This is a genomic window from Vibrio breoganii (assembly GCF_001677275.1).
Classification (GTDB): Bacteria; Pseudomonadota; Gammaproteobacteria; order Enterobacterales; family Vibrionaceae; genus Vibrio; species Vibrio breoganii.
Map to the genome: position 1 here is coordinate 880,021 of NZ_CP016178.1, position 23,643 is coordinate 903,663.

The 23,643-nt window shown below is 43.7% G+C and carries 20 protein-coding genes and 1 pseudogene; 6 read left to right on the plus strand and 15 right to left on the minus strand.

The genetic code is table 11. From position 1 onward, the window contains the following. Positions 1-20: 20 nt before the first annotated feature. Together A6E01_RS16875 and A6E01_RS16880 are read right to left on the minus strand one after the other, a co-directional pair. Positions 21-377, minus strand: a complete 357-nt coding sequence (locus A6E01_RS16875; RefSeq protein ID WP_065210783.1) for a hypothetical protein — start codon at positions 375-377, stop codon at positions 21-23. Positions 378-703: 326 nt separating this feature from the next. Next, on the minus strand, positions 704-2,551 hold the full coding sequence (locus A6E01_RS16880; RefSeq protein WP_065210784.1) for a M3 family metallopeptidase: 1,848 nt from the start codon (positions 2,549-2,551) through the stop codon (positions 704-706). 723 nt (positions 2,552-3,274) lie between these two features. On the opposite strand from A6E01_RS16880, the gene nfsA reads away from it, so the two are divergent. Together nfsA and A6E01_RS16890 are read left to right on the plus strand one after the other, a co-directional pair. After that, entirely contained in the window at positions 3,275-3,997 is a 723-nt protein-coding gene (gene nfsA / locus A6E01_RS16885; protein ID WP_065210785.1) for an oxygen-insensitive NADPH nitroreductase, read from the plus strand. A gap of 1 nt (position 3,998) precedes the next feature. Next, complete coding sequence (locus tag A6E01_RS16890) at positions 3,999-4,553, plus strand: DUF1415 domain-containing protein (RefSeq protein ID WP_082961396.1); 555 nt, start codon at positions 3,999-4,001, stop codon at positions 4,551-4,553. 75 nt (positions 4,554-4,628) lie between these two features. Here the strand turns inward: A6E01_RS16890 and A6E01_RS16895 are convergent, their stop codons facing one another. From A6E01_RS16895 to A6E01_RS16925, 7 genes are all read right to left on the minus strand, one after another. Then, complete coding sequence (locus A6E01_RS16895) at positions 4,629-4,934, minus strand: hypothetical protein (RefSeq protein ID WP_017028690.1); 306 nt, start codon at positions 4,932-4,934, stop codon at positions 4,629-4,631. A gap of 1,470 nt (positions 4,935-6,404) precedes the next feature. Then, positions 6,405-7,784 carry an ATP-dependent RNA helicase DbpA gene (gene dbpA / locus A6E01_RS16900; RefSeq protein WP_026012875.1) on the minus strand — a complete coding sequence of 460 codons (1,380 nt, stop codon included), beginning with the start codon at positions 7,782-7,784 and terminating at the stop codon, positions 6,405-6,407. 80 nt (positions 7,785-7,864) lie between these two features. Further along, the gene (locus A6E01_RS16905; RefSeq protein ID WP_065210786.1) at positions 7,865-9,046 is read right to left on the minus strand and encodes a hypothetical protein; all 1,182 of its coding nucleotides are present in this window, start codon (positions 9,044-9,046) and stop codon (positions 7,865-7,867) included. Positions 9,047-9,054: 8 nt separating this feature from the next. Continuing rightward, positions 9,055-9,774, minus strand: coding sequence for an ABC transporter ATP-binding protein (locus tag A6E01_RS16910; protein ID WP_065210787.1), 720 nt, complete (start codon positions 9,772-9,774; stop codon positions 9,055-9,057). Positions 9,775-9,785: 11 nt separating this feature from the next. Continuing rightward, complete coding sequence (locus tag A6E01_RS16915) at positions 9,786-11,003, minus strand: ABC transporter permease (protein WP_065210788.1); 1,218 nt, start codon at positions 11,001-11,003, stop codon at positions 9,786-9,788. Next, positions 10,993-12,222 (minus strand): ABC transporter permease, encoded by a 1,230-nt coding sequence (locus tag A6E01_RS16920; RefSeq protein ID WP_065210789.1) that lies wholly within the window; start codon positions 12,220-12,222, stop codon positions 10,993-10,995. The genes A6E01_RS16915 and A6E01_RS16920 overlap by 11 nt, the downstream gene beginning before the upstream one ends. 3 nt (positions 12,223-12,225) lie before the next feature. After that, the gene (locus tag A6E01_RS16925) at positions 12,226-13,011 is read right to left on the minus strand and encodes an outer membrane lipoprotein-sorting protein (RefSeq protein ID WP_017028696.1); all 786 of its coding nucleotides are present in this window, start codon (positions 13,009-13,011) and stop codon (positions 12,226-12,228) included. 491 nt (positions 13,012-13,502) lie between these two features. On the opposite strand from A6E01_RS16925, the gene A6E01_RS16930 reads away from it, so the two are divergent. Further along, complete coding sequence (locus A6E01_RS16930; protein ID WP_065210790.1) at positions 13,503-14,444, plus strand: porin; 942 nt, start codon at positions 13,503-13,505, stop codon at positions 14,442-14,444. Between the two features lie 152 nt (positions 14,445-14,596). Next, positions 14,597-15,217, plus strand: a complete 621-nt coding sequence (locus A6E01_RS16935; protein ID WP_017028698.1) for a glutaredoxin family protein — start codon at positions 14,597-14,599, stop codon at positions 15,215-15,217. A gap of 83 nt (positions 15,218-15,300) precedes the next feature. Here the strand turns inward: A6E01_RS16935 and A6E01_RS21650 are convergent, their stop codons facing one another. From A6E01_RS21650 to A6E01_RS16950, 4 genes are all read right to left on the minus strand, one after another. Further along, positions 15,301-15,435, minus strand: a complete 135-nt coding sequence (locus tag A6E01_RS21650; RefSeq protein ID WP_017028699.1) for a hypothetical protein — start codon at positions 15,433-15,435, stop codon at positions 15,301-15,303. 316 nt (positions 15,436-15,751) lie between these two features. Beyond that, positions 15,752-16,099 (minus strand): hypothetical protein, encoded by a 348-nt coding sequence (locus tag A6E01_RS16940; RefSeq protein WP_065210791.1) that lies wholly within the window; start codon positions 16,097-16,099, stop codon positions 15,752-15,754. A gap of 15 nt (positions 16,100-16,114) precedes the next feature. Continuing rightward, a complete protein-coding gene (locus tag A6E01_RS16945; RefSeq protein ID WP_065210792.1) occupies positions 16,115-17,455 on the minus strand; it encodes a peptidoglycan DD-metalloendopeptidase family protein in 1,341 nt (446 codons plus the stop codon). A gap of 168 nt (positions 17,456-17,623) precedes the next feature. Then, positions 17,624-18,253 carry a hypothetical protein gene (locus A6E01_RS16950; RefSeq protein ID WP_065210793.1) on the minus strand — a complete coding sequence of 210 codons (630 nt, stop codon included), beginning with the start codon at positions 18,251-18,253 and terminating at the stop codon, positions 17,624-17,626. Between the two features lie 392 nt (positions 18,254-18,645). Here A6E01_RS16950 and A6E01_RS16955 point away from each other — a divergent pair, with 392 nt between their 5' ends. Continuing rightward, a complete protein-coding gene (locus A6E01_RS16955) occupies positions 18,646-18,888 on the plus strand; it encodes a hypothetical protein (RefSeq protein ID WP_065210794.1) in 243 nt (80 codons plus the stop codon). A 417-nt stretch (positions 18,889-19,305) separates the two neighbouring features. Then, a pseudogene (locus A6E01_RS16960) lies at positions 19,306-20,983 on the plus strand (mechanosensitive ion channel domain-containing protein). A 111-nt stretch (positions 20,984-21,094) separates the two neighbouring features. Here the strand turns inward: A6E01_RS16960 and malG are convergent. Further along, a complete protein-coding gene (malG, locus tag A6E01_RS16965) occupies positions 21,095-21,985 on the minus strand; it encodes a maltose ABC transporter permease MalG (RefSeq protein ID WP_065210795.1) in 891 nt (296 codons plus the stop codon). 11 nt (positions 21,986-21,996) lie between these two features. Further along, positions 21,997-23,589, minus strand: a complete 1,593-nt coding sequence (gene malF, locus A6E01_RS16970; protein ID WP_017032398.1) for a maltose ABC transporter permease MalF — start codon at positions 23,587-23,589, stop codon at positions 21,997-21,999. Positions 23,590-23,643: the final 54 nt, after the last annotated feature.

Genomic DNA, 23,643 nt, shown 5'->3' on the forward strand with positions numbered 1-23,643 from the left:
TATTTTCTACTATTGGAGGTCTACTGCTCACTTTCAGGCCAGCTCTTGATGACCTGTCTAGCCTCAAAACACTCTCCCTGTAGTGTTTGTGTATGAGCGTCAAAAGGCTGGCCGATAAACGTTGTGCGAATCATTTTCCCTGTTGCCAGTTCAATATGAGTGCTTACCCTACCCTGGAAATTGTGCAGTATTGCAAAGTCCTGACTTTCGAATACTAGTTGGCTTGGGTAGTAGATGAAGTAATCTGGAGTAGCATCTAATTTACAACTAAGTGTTCGCTTTTCGCTAGCTACTACCTCAAAAGCCATCACGGCCCAAGCGATAGCAGTCACCATTAAAAGGGATAACCGTCCATTTACTCTGCAATCTTGAATCATGCTAGGCTCCTGTTTACCCGTTAGCTTTAAGTATAAGGTAAACAGAAGTATTAACTCGGCTCATAGAGGTCGCGATAAAGCCCTAGCGCCCTTGAGCTCGGATTGTGAACGAGAGACAACCGACAAACTTCACCCCCCTCAGGCTGTCATCCTAGAAACAGCATCGCTGTTATCTAGGATCTTAGGGAGTGCTAAAGCTAACCATGTGCACGCTAAGAGTCTGCTGGGCCGGCATAGCGACTAACCCAGATTCCAGAATGACCCTGCTTTTAAACTGGAAAATAGCAATGTCCAATTTTTAGCCTTACCATCAAGAGGTAGCCTAATTAACGTCCATAGTGTTCAACAATATACTGCTCGAAATCGTGGCACATTTGCTCGTCACTTAACTCGTTGTTCGCGAGCTCTTTATCCCCATCGACAATGCTGATTTTTGCATTGAGAGAGTGAACGCAAGCTCGAGGCCTGCTTGCAAGCGCAGAGATTTTATCCTGCTCTATCTGCCATGCCTGTTCAGACGTCAAATTACATTCATCAGCAAGATATTTTGCATTAAACCCTTCGCCCGTGAGCTGAATGATGGTTTGGTTGTGATTGACCGCATTGCCTTGATGCCAGTAGTGCTCTTCTAGCAAAGGCCCTATCTCTGGATTATCCGTTAGGTACCCAAACTTTTTCGTGAAGTAGGCTCTGGTTTGATAGACCGCCATGTGGGCCAACAGGTAGCCTTGATAGGCACAGGCTGATTCATCTGATAGTAAGTGAGGTATTGCCATTAGCGGTCTTGGGCTACATTCGAGACCTAGGATGCTTTTCTCCATCTCACGCGCTAATCGAGTGATGTTTTCAGGCGTGAGTTCTTCATCCGCTAATTGGTACAAGGCTCGCTCAAAGTACGGTACCACTAGAATGCTGCGCTCAGTATAGGCTTTGAAAGGCTGTTTACTCTCTATCATCGCTTTTATCACTGAATCGGGAATGGCCACGCCATTTTCGTCCAACGCATAGAGCTTTAGCCAGTCACTATCTTCTAAAAGACTGTCACAAAACATCGACTGTGTTTCAGCATAAGCCATTGATGTCGGAGCAAATTCTTGAGAAAAGCATGGAGCATTCATCTTCACGTTGGCAAAGTGTGCGGCGTGTCCTCCCTCATGGAACAAGGTGTTAATGCCATCGTAGCCACTGCCTACCTGATCGGGTTTAGCGTTGCTGGTGAAGTTAACCTTAGCGGGCACCCATTGTGAGTTGTCGTAAAACGATGGGATAGGTCCATGGCAAAACCCATTAGGGTACTTGCCTTTGCGATCGAGTAAATCTAGGGTCAGCTCCGCATTCGAATAGTTGATATTCAATCGACCAAACGACTCAATCCATCGGCGTAACGATTGTGAAAATGGTACATACGGGTCAAGATCGCGCATTGCGTCACCCGAAAAAGAGAACACAAAATTGTGCCCTTTAAGGGCTTGCTCACCTTTATCACTTGCCAGCTGCCTAAGACTGTTCAAGTTACTCTCACGAGTTCGCTGTTCAAAATCATCCAGTATGGTGAACAATTCTGTTGTGGTCATTTGCTCTGTTTTCACAATCGAATAGTCAAAGAAATTGTCATATCCCAGTGAGCGAGCGAATTGATTGCGCAGTTTAACTAGATCTAAAAGTCCATTCACGAGTAACCATTGCTCAAGATCTAGCATAGCCTGATGCGATGACTGTCTAACCGACTCGTTATCGCTAGTACGGATATTGGCGGCAAGCACAGGAAGTGACCCTTCTTGCTTAATGCCCTGTGCATCAACAAAGATTTGAGTGTGCTGCTGTTTCTTTTCAAATAGCTCAGACTCAAATTGAATTAAGTCAGCCTTCAACTCTCGCGCTTCACGAGTAGGCAAAGCATGCGCTTTGAACGTAGCAAGCCACCCCTCAAGTCCAGCCTTAACCGCATCAGACTCATCATTTGATGGGGTCGATTGAAGCTTTACCAACTGCAGTTCTATTTCAGAGAGTCTATCGGCATTGCTTAAAAATTGGTTCCAATGGGTTTCAGCTTGAGCCGAACCCGCTTGATCGTTTGAGATGCCCATATAGGTTTCCCAGAATAGATCCTCTTTTTGGCGGTGAACGGCCAAATACTCTTTGTTCAACGAGTCTAGATATTGATGTGGATGCATGGGTTTTCTCATTCCTTTGAGTGATCATTAAAGGGAAGTTCTATAGAAAATAGTGTAACCATATAGAAAAGATATGGATACAAGTTGTAAGTAATAAAGCCTGCATTATCAATCAATTTACCGTAAAAATAGAGATGTTCCCTATTGTCTCTACGCTCTGTAAGAGATCTCTCACAGCAGTGTGGGAATAAAGTGTTTTTTGATATAGACGCCTTCCCACCTAACAATATAACCCATTGTATTTAATAGAAATAAATTGTTTTGATTAATGATCGTTCACCTGTTTTTTATCGTATAATCTCGTACACCGTTGATAAGAATCACCAGTACAGTAATATGTTTCTTGTCGACAGGGAGTTGGCAGGAAAGGAAAACCTAAAGGACTGGGTATCTTCAGGACGAAGATTCGATTACTAGGAAGTAATCAACACGGAAGTAGAGCCTCAGGAGAGGCGAAAGATTCAACACTGGACGTTGAGTTCAAGGACACCGTCAGGACGACGATGCAAAAGGATTGGGTTAACGGACTTAGCCAGAGCAAGGATAGTATTAGGGAATGTGTTTGTAGCGGGATTGCTGCGTTTTAAAATTTGCCCCACCAGCTTAGCTGTGTGGGGCTTCTTTTTATCCATTGCGCTCCTATACCAACTCCTCAATAAGTTACTTTTCTCTGTTACTCATTATTGCTACCCTGAAATCCAATGATTTCGCATGGAAAGCAAGATGAATAGCACCATCAACACCCTACTCAGCCACCGTTCAATCCGCTCTTTTACCGAGCAACCAATAGACTCTAGCCTTCTCGACACTATTCTTGACTGTGGCCTAGCCGCGTCCAGTTCTAGTTTCATTCAGTGCGTATCCGTAGTGCGTGTCTCAACTGCTGAAAACAGAGCCAAACTCGCTGAATATGCTGGGGGGCAACCCTATGTGGAAAGCTGTGCGGAATTTCTAGTATTTTGCGCAGATTACAATCGCCACCAGCAAATTCACCCTGAAGCCCAGTTAGGGTTTACCGAACAAACACTGATTGGTTCGATCGACGCGGCAATGATGGCGCAAAACTGCTTAACAGCCGCAGAATCTGTTGGCCTTGGCGGGGTTTACATTGGTGGCCTGCGAAATAATCCACAAAAAGTAACGGAGCTTCTAGCCCTTCCAAAGCATGTCATCCCTCTGTTTGGACTTTGTTTAGGCTATCCAAATCAAAACCCAGAAATCAAGCCTCGCTTGCCTAAGTCTATCGTTGTGCATCAGGAGCAATACCAGCCAATAAACTTGGATGAATTGGCGCAGTATGATGCTCACATTCAAGACTATTACGCGACGCGTACAGACAACAAAAAAGCGGTTTCATGGTCAACTCAAATCACCCAGACACTCAGCAAGGAAGCACGTCCATTTATGCATGACTTTCTGCAGAAACAGGGATTCAACACTAAATAATATGAGTATGAATATACAGCAGGTTGAGAAAGCAACTCAGGATTGGCTTGAGCAAGTGGTCATAGGCCTGAACTTGTGCCCTTTTGCTCATAAGCCAAATAAGAATAAACAAATAAAGATAGCGGTAACAGAAGCGACATCCGAAGAGGCGCTACTAGAGTTTATCCTGTTGGAATTACGAGAGTTAGACAGCAAAGAGCCCAAAGAGCTTGAGACCACATTGGTGGTTTCGCCGGCAATGCTTGAAGACTTTATGGATTATAACTTCTTCTTAGATTGGGTAGATGCTTTGTTGAAACAAGAAGACTATGAAGGGATCTATCAAGTAGCCAGTTTTCATCCTGATTACTGTTTCGGTGGCACAGAGCCAGAAGATGCGGAAAACCTCACCAACCGTTCGCCTTACCCCACTATCCACTTGATCCGTGAAGAATCTATGGAAAGGGTTTTGAAGCACTATCCTGATCCTGAAGCGATTCCAGACAACAACATTGCGAGAGTGGAAGGTTTGACTGCTGAAGAAAAAGCGAAGCTGTTCCCATACTTGATTCGTTAAATTAGGTATTCAGAAAGATAGCGGTAACAATGAGGTATGGATTCACCAATATAGTGAATTCCATACCCAATATATTTACTGATTCAACAAGCTTCTCAGCTGCGCGACCTCACCTTCAGGCAAGTTAAAGGGCGTATTATTCAACACACACTTTACCGTCACTTCCGCTGGAGCATGTCTGCTCCCTTTTGTAGATAAGAACTTATACACTTTTCCGTTGCGATCAAATAACCCTTGGCAATAGGTATGAGTCTTTCTATATGGCATTAGCTTCAGAGATTGATTTTGCTCTGAGCGCACTGCAACAGCAGCACTTGCCTTTGTGTAGGCATGCATCGCATTGGTTTCAATATTGGTCGTCAAGTTATTATGTGTAGACATAGGTGCTCCTAGAAAAAACATCCATGCTTATTTTGTCCTGTGGAAATCTATCAGCCATTGTAGCTGCTCCAAGGGAAGGCCTTGGACTCTTCTAAAATAACCTGTTTAATAAATAGACAGAAATGATTTTGATTTGTATCTGTTATTCTCTGGGGTTATATCATTGGTTCCATACACCTAGCCCCTGCGTTGATCATCTACGCAGAGTCATACACGGAACAGATGCCCGATAAAAAACTTCGGGCATGACGAATCTGGCCCTGTCATCTCCGAGTGCTCCTATCGGAGATCTGGTGATGACTTTACGAGACGGACAGCACGGCCAGATGCTCGATAAAACACCTCGAGCATGACGAGTTCGACTCTGTCATCTCCGAGCGCTCCTATCGGAGATCTGGTAAATTCTTTACAAGGCAGACAACACGGCCAAATGCTCGATAAAACACCTCGAGCATGACGAGTTCGACGCTGTCATCTCCGAGCGCTCCTATCGGAGATCTAGTGATTACGTTATGAGGTAGACAGCAAAGCAGATGCTCGATAAAACACTTCGAGCATGACGATTTCGACTCTGTCATCTCCGAGCGCTCCTATCGGAGATCTGGCGATTACTTTACAAGGCAGGCAGCACGGTCAAGTGCTCGATAAAACACTTCGAGCATGACGAGTTCGACCCTGTCATCTCCGAGCGCTCCTATCGGAGATCTAGTGATTGCTTTAATTACTATAACGAAGAAACTGACAGACAACCCACGGTGAGAGTTGGCTTTTTCGGAAAGAGAGTTGCGCACAACTCCTCACCTCCTACTACCTATTGAGTCCGAATAGTAAGAGGTGAGAAGTGTATTGCTTCAACAAACAAACGACTATGAGATAAAGTTCGTCTGGCCGCATTCAGAGCATATGTATTTTCGCTTTTTTCTTTTTAAGAGTAATCTCTCTAAAAGACTTCTTCTTTCCCTGAAGTATGGCAGTTGAGTATCACAATTCCTGCAACGGTGTACCATTTGAATAACCTTTCTATAGATCCCATGAATAAAACGATAAATAATTTATATTAAAAGTCTATGAAAATACAGTTTACAGGACGACATTCATTATAAAAATAAGTAATAGAATATGAATAAAATCATACCTTTACTATTTTTAGTACGATATTCGATAAAAAAACAAGCAATTGATTAATCATCAGGCAGTCGTATAACTTATCTACAAAAGCATTCCTTTAACTATCTTGCACTGAATTAAATTCCAAGATAACTGATTAAAGTAGCCATTCAACCAATAGGTACTTAATACGCATTAAATATACGGTAAGTTATTGGTGAAAACAAAAATTACTCGTACTAAGTGAGGATAAATTAGGAGAAGATAAAATCTAGAAGGTTATAAAATGCTAACAGAAGAGATATAAGGGATAGTAAAAAGCCCCATAAGTTCAATGCAAACCAATGGGGCTAAATGTAACGATTAAGAAAGAATGCGAGCTCTAAACTTACGTCCTTTCATTTTGCCGTTTTCGATCTTCTTGTGTGCAACCTTAGCCAATGACTTATCGACAGCTACGTAAGCACGCATATCAAACAGGTTGATTTTACCTACCATTTTACCGTCAATGCCATTTTGACCCGTTAAGGCACCAAGAATGTCCCCTGCTCTCACTTTTTGCTTCTTACCACCAGAGATTTCTATGGTCACCATGGTTGGCTGAAGCGGTTTGTTGTTCGAAGTCTGTGGAAGCGCTTCTGGTTCGATGGCAATGTCCATGTATTCATCGATCATGGCAACGCGGTGATGTTCTTTGTCGTTGAACAGACTGCACGCTACACCTTTACTGCCTGCACGGCCAGTACGACCGATACGGTGCACGTGCACCTCTGGATCGCGAGATAGCTGATAGTTAATAACCGCATCTAGGTTTTCAACATCGAGTCCACGTGCTGCAACATCAGTGGCAACAAGAATCGAGATACTCTTATTTGAGAACTGAACGAGTGTCTGGTTGCGCTCACGTTGCTCTAGGTCACCGTGCAGGTCAATAACGCTAAAGCCTTTGTAATGAAGCTCATCTGCGACTTCTTGAACTTCTCGCTTGGTATTACAGAAGATCACCGCAGATTCAGGTTGGTGTGTCAGCAACAATGTCTCCAATGCTTGCATACGCTGCTTGTCATCACCTACTTTGTAGAAATGTTGAGAAATAGTGCTTTGCTCATGAGTAGACTCAACCTTCACCAGTTGTGGGTCTTGCATAATGCGAGCCGCAACCTGCTGAATTTTTTCAGGGAATGTGGCACTAAATAGCAAGGTTTGGCGTTGTTTCGGCGCTTCAGCCACAATCGCATCTAAAGCATCCTGAAAGCCCATGTCTAACATTCTGTCAGCTTCATCTAGCACTAGTGTATTCAGCTCTGCTAGATTGATACGACCTCTTTCCAAGTGATCAAGAATACGACCAGGTGTACCTACCAAAATGTGTGCACCGTGCTCCAGAGAACCAATTTGCGGCCCCATAGGCATACCACCACACAAGGTGAGCACCTTAATGTTGTGAATCGTACGTGCCAGCTTGCGGATCTCTTTTGCTACTTGGTCAGCCAACTCACGAGTTGGGCACAATACCAATGACTGTACGCGAAATCGCTTCACATTAAGGTTAGTTAAAAGGCTTAGACCAAACGCTGCTGTTTTACCTGATCCGGTTTTGCCCTGACCAATGACGTCTTTGCCATTTAGCATCAACGGTAAGCTTTGCGCCTGTATAGGCGTCATCTCGGAATACTCCATCGACGTCAAATTATCAAGCAATGACTGAGATAAAGGTAACTTAGAAAATTTATTGTCGCTCAAGGGAGATTCCTTATATGGATTAGGTAAGTAGCGCTGTTTCAAGGGTGACGACCCTAAAGGGTAGACACACTAAATGCAAGTTAAAAGTTCCACCCAAGATTAGCAAAGATCAGGGTATTCGGTGTTTGGCCAAATAAGCTGTCACTGGCGCCATCAAAACGTTGCGCTACTACCACTAGTTGCCAATCATTCGATAGCGAAGCGGTACTAGAAACACCAATATAAAAAGAGTCGTCATCGTAGTAAGAACCCGAGAACACAATGCGGTTCAGCGGCGTAATATCAAACCCTAGGTCTGCATAAGCAGTGAATTCGGTATAGCTCAGCGTTCGTGCCGTTAAGGGTAGGTTAAGAAAGACGATAGCGTTTTGCACGTCTTGAGGCTCAGTGATATGTAACAGCGCCACCGTGCTCATCCAGTTTCTGGCACCTGAGAAGTTATATCCAAGCTCCACGCTAGAAACCACCGATGTCGTTAACGACTGCACATTGCCATCCGCTGTTTGCCATTCATCCTTAGTGGGGCTAAATAGGGTACTTTCTGCCTTCAGCGAAGCACCCGCAAAATCAGTAGCAAGCCCTGCGCCTATGACAAAATCAAGGTTAGACTTTCCAATAATGACCTGGGCATCCCAGTTCGACACATTAAATAGATAGCGTGCAGAGTAGCTGTGTAACTCACTATCTTCTGAGGGACTAAATGCGAGGTTGAGCTCACTGGCATAGCCTAGTTTTCTTGTGAAATAGAGTGCATCTGTACCGGGTCGTTCGGGATAGTCCACATCGTAAATAGAGTAGGAATTAAAGATATCGTTGGGATTCCAGATGGTATTCATACCCCAATTGATACGAAACCGCCCCACTCTCCCCTGATAATTGTCGCTATGCCAATCAAAATAAAGCCGATCAAATTGTGTGTTGGCGAAAAAGTCGCTACCTTCGCCCCAATTAAACGTGAGGTCTAGATAGCCTGGATCAAACCCAATGACTTCACGATATAACTCACTTTGCGCTGAGTCTCCCCAAAACAAACGATTTCGAACGCTAGCATTAAAGCGTAATTGACTACTAAAACGATACTCAAAATCCAACCGATTATGAACTTGGTTATCAAAGAGGTCCTCCCCACCATCAACAAGTGTGCCTGTCATCATATAGTTGACATAACCGGACAACTCCCAGTCTTTCTCTGGTTCTAGCCCTGGAATTTGCGCCTGCAAAACCAGTGGTACCAAGAGTAAGGAGGCGACGAAGGCACGCATGGCTTTGCTCACTCAGCCACTGGACTCAAATGGGGTCGATAATCGGGGTTTAATTTATCTTCAGTAACCGCGCCGTCATCAATCACTATCACCCTAGCGGCTCGCGAGATCACCCTTGGATCGTGCGTTGAGAAGATAAAGGTGGTGCCCTCAGATTCATTGAGTTGCTGCATGATATCCAATAGATCGGCGGTGCTTTTCGCATCAAGGTTGGCTGTGGGCTCATCTGCCATTACGAATTTAGGATTAGGTGCCAATGCCCTTGCCACTGCGACTCTCTGTTGTTGCCCGCCAGATAACTGAGAGGGTCTCTTGTGCAAATGACTGCCCAAACCCACTCTCTGTAGTAACTTGCTGGCACGATCTCTACTCTCTGACTCTGTCGCCCCTTGCAGCTGCATAATGAACTCGACGTTCTCCAGTGCAGTCAGTACAGGCAGTAAGCTGTAGTCCTGAAAGATGAATCCCACTTGATCACGGCGAAATTGAATCTTCTCTTTCTCACTCAAACGGGTAATGACGAGATCATCTATCTTTACTTCCCCTTCTGTTGGCGTATCCAATCCCCCTAACATGTTGAGCAAGGTTGTCTTGCCCGATCCCGAAGGCCCCATCACTGCAACAAACTCTCCTTGCTCGATAGATAAGTCCACCTGCTTGAGAGCATCCACTGGAAAGTCAGTGTTCGGGTTGTAGGTTTTGGTTAACTCACGCACTTTGATGGTCATGATTCGCTCACTCAATGTTTATCATTCATTGCTTGGATTGGGCTTTGCTTAATAATTTGTCTGGCTGGATACAAGGCTGATAGCACGCTCACCAACAAAACAGCAAATGCCAAAATAAGGTATTGGGACGAGGTCACTTGTGGATAGAACACGGTATCGATACCAAACTCAGCAAGCCCTTCAGATGCAATGCTGAGATCAATGCCTGTGGTTTGTAAAATAGCGGTGATACCCAGCGCTAAAAGTACGCCAACACCTGCACCAGTGAGCCCTAAAAAGCTCGCCTCCAATACAATCAATCCTCTTACTTTCTCTGGCGTCATCCCCACAGCCATCAGCACACCAAACTCCTGTGTGCGCTCAAATACCGACATCAGCATAATATTAATGATCCCAAGCCCCATCGCTGCCACAAAGATAACAAGGAGCAGGTAGTTAAAGGATTGCATGCTCGATATGAGCGTCTTTAAGTAAGGTTGCAGGGTCTGCCAATCTTCTACACTCACCTCTGCGTTTAGCAGATCAGAGAGCCTAGTCGCCAATGCAGGGGCTAGCTGATAGTCATCCATGGCAATCGCTATTTCATGGATACCAGAAACGCCGGTAAGCTCAGTGAGATCTGATATTCTTACGAACACGCTATTGTCATCAAACGAGGCGCTAGGGCTAATAAAAATCCCCCTAACCCGGAACGCACCACCGGTCACCTCACCATGGGTGTCGCTAAAGGTCAGTACTACCTTAGACCCAAGCCTCAGTTTCAATCTATCCGCCAGCTTGTTTGAAAGTACGATAGGGTTTCGTCCTTCCCCGCTGAGCCATTGCCCCGCTACAAGCTTGTCTTCTATGGGCGTTACCTGCGCTTCTTGCTCTGGTGATACACCTAATACCCTGATTCCCCGATTGGCCCTAGCTGATGCGATCATTCCAGTAACGATATGTCTTTCGCTGTAGGCTGTTATTGCTTTCTCATCTTGTATCTGCGCCTGTATGGACTCTGTATCACTTATAACGAGATTAACATCGGGCTCTAAGGAGTAATCTGGATGGTGAATTTGAATCGCATTGGTTTGCCATTGAATCGCATTGCCTAACATATTGGTCATCAAGCCCGACATAAAGCCAATCATTAAAATCACGCTAAGTACGCCAATGACAATGGCTAATAATATGGTCGAAGTACGCAGTGGGGTTCGCCATAGGTTTCTCCAGGCTAGCTTAATGAGCATGGAATCCTCCCTTGAGTCCAGAAACCGCATCAAGCCTCATCACTCTCCACATTGGATACACCAAACAAATCATGGTTATTGCCGCCACTATGACGATTTGCTCTTGAAACAAAGCAGGATCTAGTGAAACGGGCATCACGGGCTCATACCCCATGTCCAGCATTGCTTGAGCCATCTCACCCGTTAGGCGGATCGGGTGCTGGTAGAAATAAAAAAGCAAAGGCGAGGCAGTGACTACCCCTACCGCAATACCCAGCAAGCCAATCAAGCAGGATTCAATAGCGATAAGTCGCAGCAATTGAGTTCGAGCCATTCCGGTGGCAAGCATCACCGAAAATTCTCTCAAACGCTCAAGTGTCATCATTAGCAAGGTGGCAAACAGAGCAAAGCCAACCACAATGTACAATAGGTACATCATGACGAGGCCTCCGACCCTATCTAAGACAATGCTTTGCTCCAGCTCAGGAGAGAGATCTCGCCAATCACGTATGGATACGCCTTCAGGATAAGCATCGCTGAGCTTCTGTATAACGGCAGGCAGTTTAGAAAGGTCGCTCAACCCAATAACCCATGAGGTCACCTGATTCCCCGTGCTAAACAGCTTTTGAGCATCACTCAGCGAAACGTATACCAACTGGTTATTCATCTCTTTTATGGGGTAATGAACAATGCCTTTGATCTCAAAAAGCCCTGCGGCCATTTGTCCGCGATAGCCTTGTCCATAAAAGACAATCTCATCTCCTACCGTGAGTCCAAGATACTGGGCAACACCCTCGCCAACAATTACGCCGGTTTCGTCCTCAGGCCAATACTCCCCCTTAATAATGCGCTCGCTCAGGTTGGAATAGGCGTCCTCTAAGCTTGGGTTAATTCCTGAAAGCATTACGCCCTTTGATCGCTCGTCGCTGGCCGCCAATATAAAGCTCTCTATACGAGGCAATAGGTAATCAATAGTGTCAATTTGGCGGGTATCAGAGATAAACTCATCTGAAGCAGGCAATAGCTCATCAATGCTATTGTTCTCTTTGTACTCAGGATTCTGCAACTGAACAACACCCGTACCCATCTTGGCGTTATTTAAGATATTGTGGGTGTACTGCCCTTCTTGGAAGGCTCGCATGACCAGCGACAAAAATAACGTCAATGCAATCGCAGACGCCGTTAGGACAGTCCTACGTTTTTGACGCCAGATGTTTCGCCATGCCAGTCGCAATAACATGGTTTAATCTCTCAATGCACGCATTTGACTCTGAGAGAAAAACGCGTCATCAATATCAAAATCAAACTGGGCGGCGTGAATCTCTATTTCAGTCTGATGTCCCTCTTTATCTGCCGGTATCATATGCATTCTCGTGGCCACATTGCGGCCTCCCATAGATTTAATATCAAAGGTTTGCATCGTGTTAACGAGTTCTGCAAATTCATCGTAGAACTCTACCTTACGCTGTAATAGATTGTCCTTTGATATCCATAAACGCACTTTATCCCACACCACCGGAGCGTCCGGTTTTGCACTAGCCTCAATGACGTAACACTCTACGCCGTCAACCTCTTCACTACCGATGAACGTATGTTGGTAGTCCACCACGATGGAACTTTGGTTAATTAAGTCATCATTAGTAAAATCGGAGCCCATCCAAGATTGCCCTAACATGGATGGCGCTATCTTTATGACTTTTTCAATGCTAGGAATCCAATTCCACATTTCATTGTAACGCTTAAGTGAGGCACTGCCTTTATCTTTCGCTGGTGCGGTGACCAGCACCAAGGATAGGTCTAAGCCCTTATTCCAGGATTTCATGCTCATGCTGCGATTCCAGGTTGGGCGAGTGATGGTCATCGTCATCTCGCTGTATCCCGATTCACCCCGCATTTGTTGATCAGATAATCTAACCACTTCAGAGGCAGACAGCGTGTTTGCATTGACAGGAAGGTAAGGGAAAAGTAGTACCAGCCATAAACCAAATAGCGGTAGCAAAACTCTTTTACTAGAGTCTCCGATATGCATGTTCTTTCCCCAAGGTCCTTGTTGGTGATAGATAAAGTAAATACCAATTTCTCAGGCTACGCTCTGACCCCGCTCATGAACTGTTCAATACACCAAAACCAATGCGTGACCGCGATCACAAAAACCCTCAATTACTTGAACTAAAACAGTTTTTTCTATGTGGAATAAATACCTGCACGTTTTCATATCAAAAAATGCCCGAAATTCTAATCTGATATCGCAACACAATATCCTCTAGTTGTTTAGTTTCAAGGACTTAACATTACAGCATTCCATATATGCATCGTTACGTTCACAATTTTCTATGTAAAAACAATAGGTTAAATTCCCGTCGATTAATAAAAATGCCATACATTCGTAACCTAGCCGTCATTTTTGAGTCATTAGACATTCATATTTGGAATCTAAATTAGTCGCAAATCAAACGGGCAACAGCCCAAATAAATACTCCAGAGTGTGAACTCATATTTTACAAAATAGGAAATTTGAAGATGAAAAAGGCAGCACTAACTACTGCAATTCTAGCTGTAATGGCTTCTGGTTCTGCGGCAGCAGCAACAGTTTACAAAGATGACACTTCAGAGCTAAAGATTGGCGGTCGTGCAGAAGCTCGTTTCAACATCTCTGATAACAACAAATTTGCTGACGATAGCGCTTTTGACGACAAGTCCCGTGCTCGTTTGAACATCGTCGGTAAATCTCAAATTAATGACGACCTATACGGCTTTGGTAAGTACGAAGCTGAATTTGATACAGGTTCTAAAATCACTAACCGTTACGCATTTGCAGGTGTTGGCACAAACTTTGGTGAATTCTCTTACGGTAAACAAGACTCTGCTCAGGTAATGCTTACTGACATTACGGATACCATGGCTACGTTCGGTGCAGACGCTGCAGATATCGTTGACGGAAACAAAGACAAGCGTTCAAACAACTTCCTATACTCTGGCGAGTTCGGTGGCTTAAACGTTCAAGCTAACTACCTAGCAAACGATGAAAAAGACGCTGACAGCTACGGTATTGCGGCAATGTACGGCTTTGATTTCGGTCTTGATTTAGGTCTAGGTTACGTTGGTCAAACAGACGGTGATGACGATGACAGCCAGATCAACCTTGCAGCTCAGTACTCTATCGCTGATTTCACTCTTGGTGGTTACTACGCTCTAGGTTCAGTTGCAGATGAAGATGTAAACGCATTCGAAATCTCAGCTCTATACAAGCTCAACAAGTGGACATTTGTAGCGGTATACAACTACAACGACGTAGATACAGCAGTTAAGCAAGCTATCACAGGTCTAGATGAAGTTGATAACTTCGCTGTTGAAGCGGTATACAAGTTCAACGGCAACCTACGCACATACGCGGGTTACAAGTTCGAGCAAGTAGACAACCAAGACGACCAAATCCAAGCGGGTATCCGTTACGATTTCTAATCCGACAATCAGTTCAGTCTGATAAGTCCTTTGGCCGAGCTTTCATGCTCGGTCTTTTTGTTTCTACGAAATAATTGTGTTGTTGTGAAAGATTTTCCTCAGCAATAGGTTCTACTGTAACAAGAGACGCATATCGCACAAGGAAACGCATCATGAGCAAGCCAATCAAAATCACTTTATATCGTTGGGCTGGAAGCTGGGGACCATTCAAGGTCAATATCCCGTGTGGCGAATGCACATTAACGAAAGACATCCTAAAAGATACCTTTGAGAATGAGCTTGCTGATGTAGACGTAGAGCTTGAGGTAAAGGATTGGCTATCTCATTGGTGGGAACCGTTGAAACTCGGTGCATGGCACGCCCCGATCTTGGTCGTCGAGGGCAAGGTAGTCAGTCAAGGTGAAGCGTTAAACCGAGGTGTTTTAGTACAATCTGTTATTGCTGAGTGGACAAAGCGCGACGATTTACAAGGCAATATTGTGTTTGGTAAAGCGACCTGCCCCTACTGTGTAAAAGCAAAGAAAGCGCTAGACCAAGCAGGGATCGCCTATACCTATTACGATGTTGTCAAAGACAGTGCAGCACTCTACCGAATGATTCCTGAGGTTAAAGCTCATATTGGTCAGAAGACACCCGTTACTGTGCCTCAAATCTGGATGAACAGTGAGTATATCGGTGGTGCGGATAATCTAGACAAATGGCTTACCAGCAAAGACAATACCGTCATCCCGAACAATGTTGTGGATATACCTGCACGTACAGGTAGTGACTAGGGTCAACAAACCCTAATACAAAAAGGCGCTGATAGATAACTATCAGCGCCTTTTTTCAATTCCGTTTGCGTTTTCGATAACGCTTACTTCGTTAGCTTCTTCATCAGCTTCTTAAACATTGAAGGCTTACGACGCTCGATTTTGCCATCGAACTTTTGCTCCATCATTTTGATTGCTGATTGTTGACCAATAACCAATGCACCTAAATCGTTGCCCATGATGTACTCCAATTTCTATTTTGTAATTTAATTTCATTTCATTTCATTTCATGGAGTAATTGTAGCGCTGAATGAAAGAAAAACAAGATATAGATCACACTCATATGAAAACAAATTACGCGACAGCTGAATTTATGAGCAAATGAAAGTTACCTAACACTATCATTGAACAACTAAATCAAACAAAATCATAAGCTTGAAGACAGAATACCTCTATTCACTCAAATGTATAAAAATTACACTACTCTCTAAGCTGCAATCAAAAAAAATCCGCCAGATGGCGGATTCATTTATCTATTATTCACACGGTCATTGCTTAGCTTCGTTTTGGCTGCTGGTAAGTCTTGCCAGCTAGCTTATAAGCGTCGCGTTGCTTAACATCAAAATAAGCATCAAAGAACCAAGCGACAAAACGAATAACGTGCTCATCCGTATTCATGATGTGCTCTACGAACTCTTGCAGCTCATCGCCTTCTTGTTGCGTAGTGACATGATATACACGCTGCTCACCATCAACCTCAGCAACTGCAAACTGCCCCTTAAGTGATAGTGCAACCTCAGAGACTTCTTCATACTCACACTCTTGCAGTAGCAATAGCGCAGAAGGAAGATCAGCACATTCGCTGGCTGATTTTACGAGTTGCTCAAACTCATTCTGGTTCATTCAAATTTACCTAGATTAAAGTGATTCTTGTTGCTTATTATTCTGCGGATCATTTTGACTCGCAAGCAATACTTCTTGTTCCTTCATCATTTGCAGCAAAGCATCGCGATTTGCGGCAAATTTAGCCATTTCCGCCTTTGGTACAGATTCCGCCATCGGGATATTCGCGGTCATTGCATTCACAGGACGGTTTCGAATCAGCAATTCGTAATGAAGGTGGGGGCCTGTCACTCGACCAGTGGCGCCAGATAAACCGATCTGCTGCCCTCTTTTCACCTGTTGCCCTTTCTTCACTTGAATACGGCTCAAGTGGAGGTAACGCGTTTTATACGTCGAGCCATGCTCAAGTACAACGTATTTACCTGCATAAGGGTGGTTACGTACCATAATCACTTTACCATCACCCGCCGCCATTACCGGCGTGCCGACCCCCACACCAAAATCAGTACCATTATGTGGCGATACTCTACCGGTCACAGGGTGGAGTCGATGAGGGTTAAAAGAAGAAGTAATTCTGTGATTCTTAACTGGATAGCGCATAAACGCACGTTGCAGGCTCTCACCATTTTCGTCGTAATACTGCCCATCGGTGTGCAAATACGCACTGATGACTCGGCCTTGGTTAAAGATATTGATCGCCTCTATCTCACGGCTACCTGTTTCTTTACCGTCTACCGTTTGCACTTTATGAACGACAGAGAATTTGTCACCCGCGCGCAGGTCGCGAGTAAAGCTCATCTTGTCCTTCAACAGATCTGTAATTTCACGTATTTCATTGATGTTCATTCCCAATTTATTTGCTGATTGAGAAAAACTGCCATGAACATTACCAACTAAAGCCGCGGTTCTCCATTCACCTTCAATTGACACATCTTTAAAGGTGTAGGCATCATCATCAACACGAGTAAACTGCACCTTATCGGCTGGGTTAAATTCCAGTTCCATCTTGTCTAGCGAACCCGATGCTTCGTCTATCCAAAACGTCAATTTATCGCCAGGGCGCAAGGTATCAAGAGATAGGTGGTTTAAATCCTCTTCCATAATGCTAAGAAGACTTTTATAAGAGACGCCCAATTTGGCGAAGATAACACTTAGGTTATCGCCTTTTTTAATGGTGTAACTGTAGGTAGGTCTAGCCTCTATTGCACTGCTATTTTCAGCAGATGCGACAGCAGGCATTGATATGCTTTCTATATTGAGATCGACAAATTTACGCTCACCTTGGGACTGTGACCATACTGCACTAACGCCAAAAATTAATGGCAAAATCAACAGGGCCTTTTTGAGTCTTGACCGAGATTGTTGATTAAGTTGATTAAGCTTGAACACCAAGTTACCTACTAAAATAATCTGCATGAAAACGAAAACATTAAGAATGCTCCCATGTTCACTATCTATAAATGACGAGCTTTAAAGCTCAAACTAAACGTCTATCTTCCTAATTGGGCAAGTAGCACGGCCTTGGTAATCGTGTTTTGATGAATCCATTCCGTAGATAGTTAAACAACAAATACTCTTGAAAGTTCAATCTCTTTGTTCGAACAGTTGCGTTCCAACGATTGAGAACTTTTTGCTTATCAGCTCATTAGGCTCATCTGACATGGCTTGCTCCAGTGCATGTTGCTTGAAGCTAAGATTGACTACACCCCCTTCAAGGGATAAGGATTCAATCTCAATTCGATCGCCAAGGAACAGCTCTTGTATCACGGAGAAATGTTCACCCTCTTTTTGATAAACACCAAGGTAATAAAACGCGCCACTACCAGAAGTTGTTACGATGGATGGTACGAGCCAAAGCGTTGGATGCAATCCATCTTGCTTCACCTGGCATATCCAGTGCGTATCAAGTAACAACTTCCCATAAACTTGATTGTAAGTGTAATCAGACTCATACAAATAGGGATCCTGAGAACCACGGCGAAATAGCAGGCTAGAACGAATGCTCACATCCACCATTGCCCCAGGCTTAACCATTAGGGTTCTAGGTAGATTAAAACCCGTTTTCTCACACTGGCTTTCCAAAACCACATATTCTGGTTGGCCAAAATCAATCACATCTCTATGATGACGCTTGGCGTGAGCGTTTGTTATTCCTACTGATAAACTCGCTGCTAGCACCGAGCAAACCGTAACAAACTGTATAATGTTCAACATATAACTAAACTAACCTAATCCCTGTCCTGAGCTATTCGTATGTGCACATTACTGTGAGCCGCGTATTCTATCAGGCTATACGGGCTTTTATAACTGACTTTTGTCAATCTTTGATTGCATAACAATTCAAGCCTTAACGCTTGGCAGGCCTAGTCTCTGTAAGTTATTGTCACACAGTGAAATACTGCTTTTTTGCGTGCTAGTCTCACCTCATCAGTTACTTCTTTTCAAACGTCCCTCTTTGTTCATCATTTGAAATAATTTAAATATTTCTGAAACCTTACTGTAATCATTTATTCATTTACTTCTGGTTAAATTCATCAGCGAAATCGCTACTTCAAAGCAGTGATTGCGAGAGCTTCTTGCAATTCAATGCAAAACTAAGAGAAAAAATGGAAGATCTAAAGCTAGGAATTGATGTCATCAGAGACCAAAAATCGGTCGAGTATCACTGGGTTAGAACAATGTATGTGGAAGGGTATTCTGAACACGAGATCGATCACTATATTAACCAATGTTTTGGTGGTGATTCTGTATTTGCGCACCTATTCAGAAAAGTCGCGTTACATCAAGAAAGTGTGTATGTATTGATGCAGCACTTAGGTCATGCACCGTCAAACCTCGAAAATATCTAACCAAACCAGTACTGTGGCTGCCAGTATCTAACATTCCTACGTGATTTTTGGTAACGACAGAAAAAGTCATACATTGATGTTTTGACAAACGACGTCGATCTCACCAGGTTTATGAACTTCGTGTTTATTAACCTCGTGTTTAGGCTCATGTTAAATCGATAGCACTTGTATCATCAGCAGTCATTCAAAAAGCAATGACGTCGAGAAAATCAGTTCCGCTTCATGGCAAACATGATCACTTAATGGACCATTGTTCATCAAGATGAGTCCATAACAGCGCTCAGAGAAAAAGCCTATATGTTCTTAGCAAAGATATTGGTGGACTGTTATTCAGCCTATTTGATATCTCATTATGTAGTACACTCATATGTAACAACATATTAAACAAAGACTTAATTACGTCTTTAAGAGATACATATGGACATATTTTCTTCTCGATATCACACCTTGTTCACCCTGGCATTGCTTGCAATTACTTTCACCTTCAGCACATTTAGCTTTGCTCAAGATGAATCTAAAACAATACCAACATCACGAACAGAACAAGAGTTAAAAAAGATAAATAAAGAGCTAAAAGAACTCTCTGATACGTTGGCAATATCTAGTGGGGAAACAACCGATGCATTGCAACTTAAGCTATTTCAAAAGAATGAAGAATTACGAGCGGTATTAGCAACTGCAGTAAACCGAGGCTCCCTACCCGAGAAAGAGTTAATAACCCAGATAGAATTACAAAAAGACTATTCTAAAAGCGCAACAGATTACCTAGAACAGCAAATTAAAGAGCTTAACGTCAAGATAGACTCAGCAAAGAACGAAGAACGAAGAACGACTAAGTCTTATCAATGATTATCAGGAATTACAGCATTATCTCAATACCGTCACTCAATCCAGTTGGCAAAATATTAAATGGCTTCAAACCTTAGGGTTGGATGAAAGCATAGGAGAAAAGCAGTTTAGAGTCGTTATACTGCAGCGTTTGCGCTTAACTTCAGCTACCGTTGAGTACTTAAATCAGCAAATTGGAGTCATTGGCAAGCAACTTTCCGTGAGTCCTGAGTCAGAAAAATCCGGTCTGCAGCTCAGTCAACTTGTGATAAAACAACGCATGAGTATTGCAATAAAGAGTTTAAGCACTCTAATATCTGTTGCAGATCAACTTGCCATCGATACCTCAGACTACAAACGTTTAATGTTTGAAATCACTGGTAGCATCACTCAAGATCTACTTGATGGAAAGGTTGTACTAACGATTCTTTCCCACTGGTCTAACTCAACCTTAGAGTGGCTAGGCACTACCGCACCGCACTATCTATTCCAACTGCTTATCTTTGCTTTACTCATACTCAGCACAAGAGTAGTGGTTAAACTGGTTAGACAGGTCATAAAGAAAACAGTGTCGTCCAAAAACCTCAATCTCTCTCAGCTTATGCAGAACTTCTTTATCGGCATATCCGGCAATATAGTGTGGATAATAGGTATTATGATTGCCCTAGCACAGCTGGGCCTTAATCTGGCGCCAGTGTTAACGGGTTTTGGTATCGCTGGGGTCATTATTGGTTTTGCTCTTCAAGATACGCTGTCAAATTTTGCAGCCGGTATGATGCTGCTTATCTACCGCCCTTTTGATGTAGGTGATTTTGTATTTGCAGGAAGTGTAGATGGCAAAGTGAGTCACATGAGCTTAGTTAACACCACTATCAAAACTTTCGACAACCAAATCATCATTATCCCTAATGGTAAAATTTGGGGAGACGTAATCAAAAATGTCACTCACGAGCGCTTACGTAGGGTCGATATGGTGTTTGGTATTGGTTACGCTGATGATTTACTCAAGGCTGAGAAAATCCTAACCGAGATAGTGACCGCCCACCCAGCAACTCTAAAAAATCCAGAACCAAACATTCGTGTTCATACCCTCAACACGTCATCTGTGGACTTCATCGTACGTCCTTGGGTAAAAACAGATGATTACTGGGATGTGTATTGGGATATAACTAAAGAAGTAAAACTGACCTTTGACCGAGAAGGGATTTCCATTCCTTTTCCACAGCAAGATGTGCATTTACATATGGTGGAGAAGTCGGAGTCATAAAACCGTCTACTTCGAACTGTCATTATGATGTTCAGTTCCCTCTAATTTCACTTTAAATCATAAAAAAGGGGAGCCAAAGGCTCCCCTAGTCTTTTATCTAAATTGAAGAGTTTAACCCTTCACACCACCTGAGGTTAGACCACCAACCAACCAGCGCTGAGCGAGTAGGAATACGATAGTGATTGGCAGTGCAGATAGTACTGCTGCTGCCGCGAAGTCACCCCATAGATAGTTCTGAGGGTATAGGTATTGCTGCATACCTACCGCTAGGGTGTACGAGTTAACGTCTGATAATAGTAGAGACGCTACCGGTACTTCACCCACTACTGCGATGAACGACAGAATAAATACTACTGCTAAGATTGGCACAGATAGCGGCAACAGAACCAAGCGGAATGCCTGCCAAGGTGTTGCGCCATCAAGAGCAGCTGCTTCTTCAAGCGAGTTATCGATAGTTTCAAAGTAGCCCTTGATAGTCCATACGTGCAGTGCGATACCACCTAGGTAAGAGAAGATCAAACCACCGTGTGTATTCAAGCCTAGGAACGGAATGTACTGACCTAGTTTGTCGAACAGTGCGTAGATAGCCACAAGCGCAAGTACCGCAGGGAACATCTGGAAGATCATCATCGCTTTCAGGATGGTGCTCTTACCTTTAAAGCGCATACGAGCAAACGCGTAAGCTGATGTAGTTGATAAGACCACGATAAGAATCGAAGAAATACCCGCTACTTTTACCGAGTTCCACAACCAAGTTAATACTGGGAATGGAGGCGGTGTTACTGTGCCGTCTGCGTTCGTTACAGAGAAGCCTAATGCCAGCTTCCAGTGCTCAAGTGATGGGTTATCAGGAATAAGACTACCCGTTGCAAAGTTACCCTCACGGAATGAGATCGCAATGATCATCAACAGTGGGAAGATAATTAGGGACAAGAATGCCCATAGAGCAATATGTGTTGCCCAAACACGGTATTTAAGGTTTTGACCTTGTACCATTGCCATTGTATTGCTCCTTAATCTTGAGACAGCTTAGTGAAACGAAGGTTTAGCAGTGCCATACCACCTACCAATAGGAAGATAAGCGTTGCGATTGCACTTGCTAGACCGAAGTCTTGACCGCCACTACCTTCAAACGCGATGCGGTAGGTGTAGCTTACGAGTAGGTCGGTATAACCTGCTGGCTCAGATGTGCCAATCATGTTTGGACCACCATTGGTCAATAGCTGAATCATTACAAAGTTGTTGAAGTTAAACGCAAAACTCGCGATAAGTAGCGGTGTCATTGGTTTAATCATTAGCGGCACAGTAATGTGGAAGAAGTTCTTTAATGGACCTGCTCCGTCAATTGCTGATGCTTCATAGAGATCTTCTGGAATCGCTTTAAGTAGGCCCATACATAGGATCATCATGTAAGGGAAGCCAAGCCAGGTGTTTACTATCATCACCATGCTCTTCGCCAAGAATGGGTCTGAGAACCAGTTTGGAGAGATGCCGAAGATTTGGTTAAGCACTAAGTTTATTTCACCAAAGCTTTGGTTAAACAAACCCTTAAAGATCAGGATTGAGATAAACGCCGGAACCGCATACGGAAGTATCAAGAGTACGCGATAAAGCCCACGGCCTTTCAGCTCTTCCCATTGCACAACACTTGCAAGCACAAGACCAATAACGAGAGTAAAGATAACCGTAAGAACAGCAAATACGACCGTCCAGATAAAGATGGAGATAAACGGTTCTTTGATGCCATCGTCTTTCCAAACACGCTCAAAGTTGTGTGTACCAATACCTACCACAAAACCAGGAGAAACAGTGCTGCCAACGAATTGACCGTCAGTGTCAACGGGTTGATAGAAGCCCACTTCCATATTCGGCTTAAATAGCTCGCCTGTTTCATTATTCTTAAGGGTTTCTTTGTCCCAAGTGCCATCAACCGTATGTTTTTCAAATAGTGGTTGAACACCAGCAAATTTACGCAAACCGCTCATGCGAACTTCTTCGCCATCAGGTTTGATGAAGTCGATCTTGCTTAACATTGGGCGAGCTTTAATGATGCTCTTAATCGGTTCTACATCACCAGAGATAGAGTTCTCACCGACCGCTACAAGCTCAAGTTCTTTACCTTCAACGTCTTTTGTTAGAGTAAATTCTCGCGTTGCTAAGGTTGATTCACCATCGGTGACGGTAACAATGTGTCCACCAGCGGTTTTAATAAGTTTGAATGGGTAGCTATCACCGCTTTGGAAAGTGCGGTTTTCTAAAACTGACTGGGCACGTTCTAAAGTGAGCTGATTCTTCGCACTGTAGTTAGTGAAAGCTAAGTTAACTGTGTACGCCAGCGGGAAAAGAATGAACAAAATCATCCCCGCAACACCTGGGTAGATATAACGGTGTGCGTACGTTTTTTTGCTACCAAAGATGTATAGCGCTAACGCGGTTAAAATCAGTGTAAGAAGGGCAAAGGCCGTTTCTCCACGAGCATACATTAGAACGGTTGCATAACCGTTTACAATTCCGACTAAGCCAAGAGTTGCCCACTTCAATACTGACTTTGTATTGTTGGCAACGGAAGGCGTCTCAACAGAACCAGAAGATTGAACTGTCTGCATAAAAAAAACCTACTAGCGAATAAATAAAAATACAAAAACTAAGGAGGGGTTACC

Coding starts and splice junctions, on each gene's coding strand:
- A6E01_RS16875 (WP_065210783.1), bottom strand. CDS start 377: ATGATTCAAGATTGCAGAGTAAATGGACGGTTATCCCTTTTAATGGTG.
- A6E01_RS16880 (WP_065210784.1), bottom strand. CDS start 2,551: ATGCATCCACATCAATATCTAGACTCGTTGAACAAAGAGTATTTGGCC.
- nfsA (WP_065210785.1), top strand. CDS start 3,275: ATGAATAGCACCATCAACACCCTACTCAGCCACCGTTCAATCCGCTCT.
- A6E01_RS16890 (WP_082961396.1), top strand. CDS start 3,999: ATGAGTATGAATATACAGCAGGTTGAGAAAGCAACTCAGGATTGGCTT.
- A6E01_RS16895 (WP_017028690.1), bottom strand. CDS start 4,934: ATGTCTACACATAATAACTTGACGACCAATATTGAAACCAATGCGATG.
- A6E01_RS16905 (WP_065210786.1), bottom strand. CDS start 9,046: ATGCGTGCCTTCGTCGCCTCCTTACTCTTGGTACCACTGGTTTTGCAG.
- A6E01_RS16910 (WP_065210787.1), bottom strand. CDS start 9,774: ATGACCATCAAAGTGCGTGAGTTAACCAAAACCTACAACCCGAACACT.
- A6E01_RS16915 (WP_065210788.1), bottom strand. CDS start 11,003: ATGCTCATTAAGCTAGCCTGGAGAAACCTATGGCGAACCCCACTGCGT.
- A6E01_RS16920 (WP_065210789.1), bottom strand. CDS start 12,222: ATGTTATTGCGACTGGCATGGCGAAACATCTGGCGTCAAAAACGTAGG.
- A6E01_RS16925 (WP_017028696.1), bottom strand. CDS start 13,011: ATGCATATCGGAGACTCTAGTAAAAGAGTTTTGCTACCGCTATTTGGT.
- A6E01_RS16930 (WP_065210790.1), top strand. CDS start 13,503: ATGAAAAAGGCAGCACTAACTACTGCAATTCTAGCTGTAATGGCTTCT.
- A6E01_RS16935 (WP_017028698.1), top strand. CDS start 14,597: ATGAGCAAGCCAATCAAAATCACTTTATATCGTTGGGCTGGAAGCTGG.
- A6E01_RS21650 (WP_017028699.1), bottom strand. CDS start 15,435: ATGGGCAACGATTTAGGTGCATTGGTTATTGGTCAACAATCAGCAATC.
- A6E01_RS16940 (WP_065210791.1), bottom strand. CDS start 16,099: ATGAACCAGAATGAGTTTGAGCAACTCGTAAAATCAGCCAGCGAATGT.
- A6E01_RS16945 (WP_065210792.1), bottom strand. CDS start 17,455: ATGCAGATTATTTTAGTAGGTAACTTGGTGTTCAAGCTTAATCAACTT.
- A6E01_RS16950 (WP_065210793.1), bottom strand. CDS start 18,253: ATGTTGAACATTATACAGTTTGTTACGGTTTGCTCGGTGCTAGCAGCG.
- A6E01_RS16955 (WP_065210794.1), top strand. CDS start 18,646: ATGGAAGATCTAAAGCTAGGAATTGATGTCATCAGAGACCAAAAATCG.
- malG (WP_065210795.1), bottom strand. CDS start 21,985: ATGGCAATGGTACAAGGTCAAAACCTTAAATACCGTGTTTGGGCAACA.
- malF (WP_017032398.1), bottom strand. CDS start 23,589: ATGCAGACAGTTCAATCTTCTGGTTCTGTTGAGACGCCTTCCGTTGCC.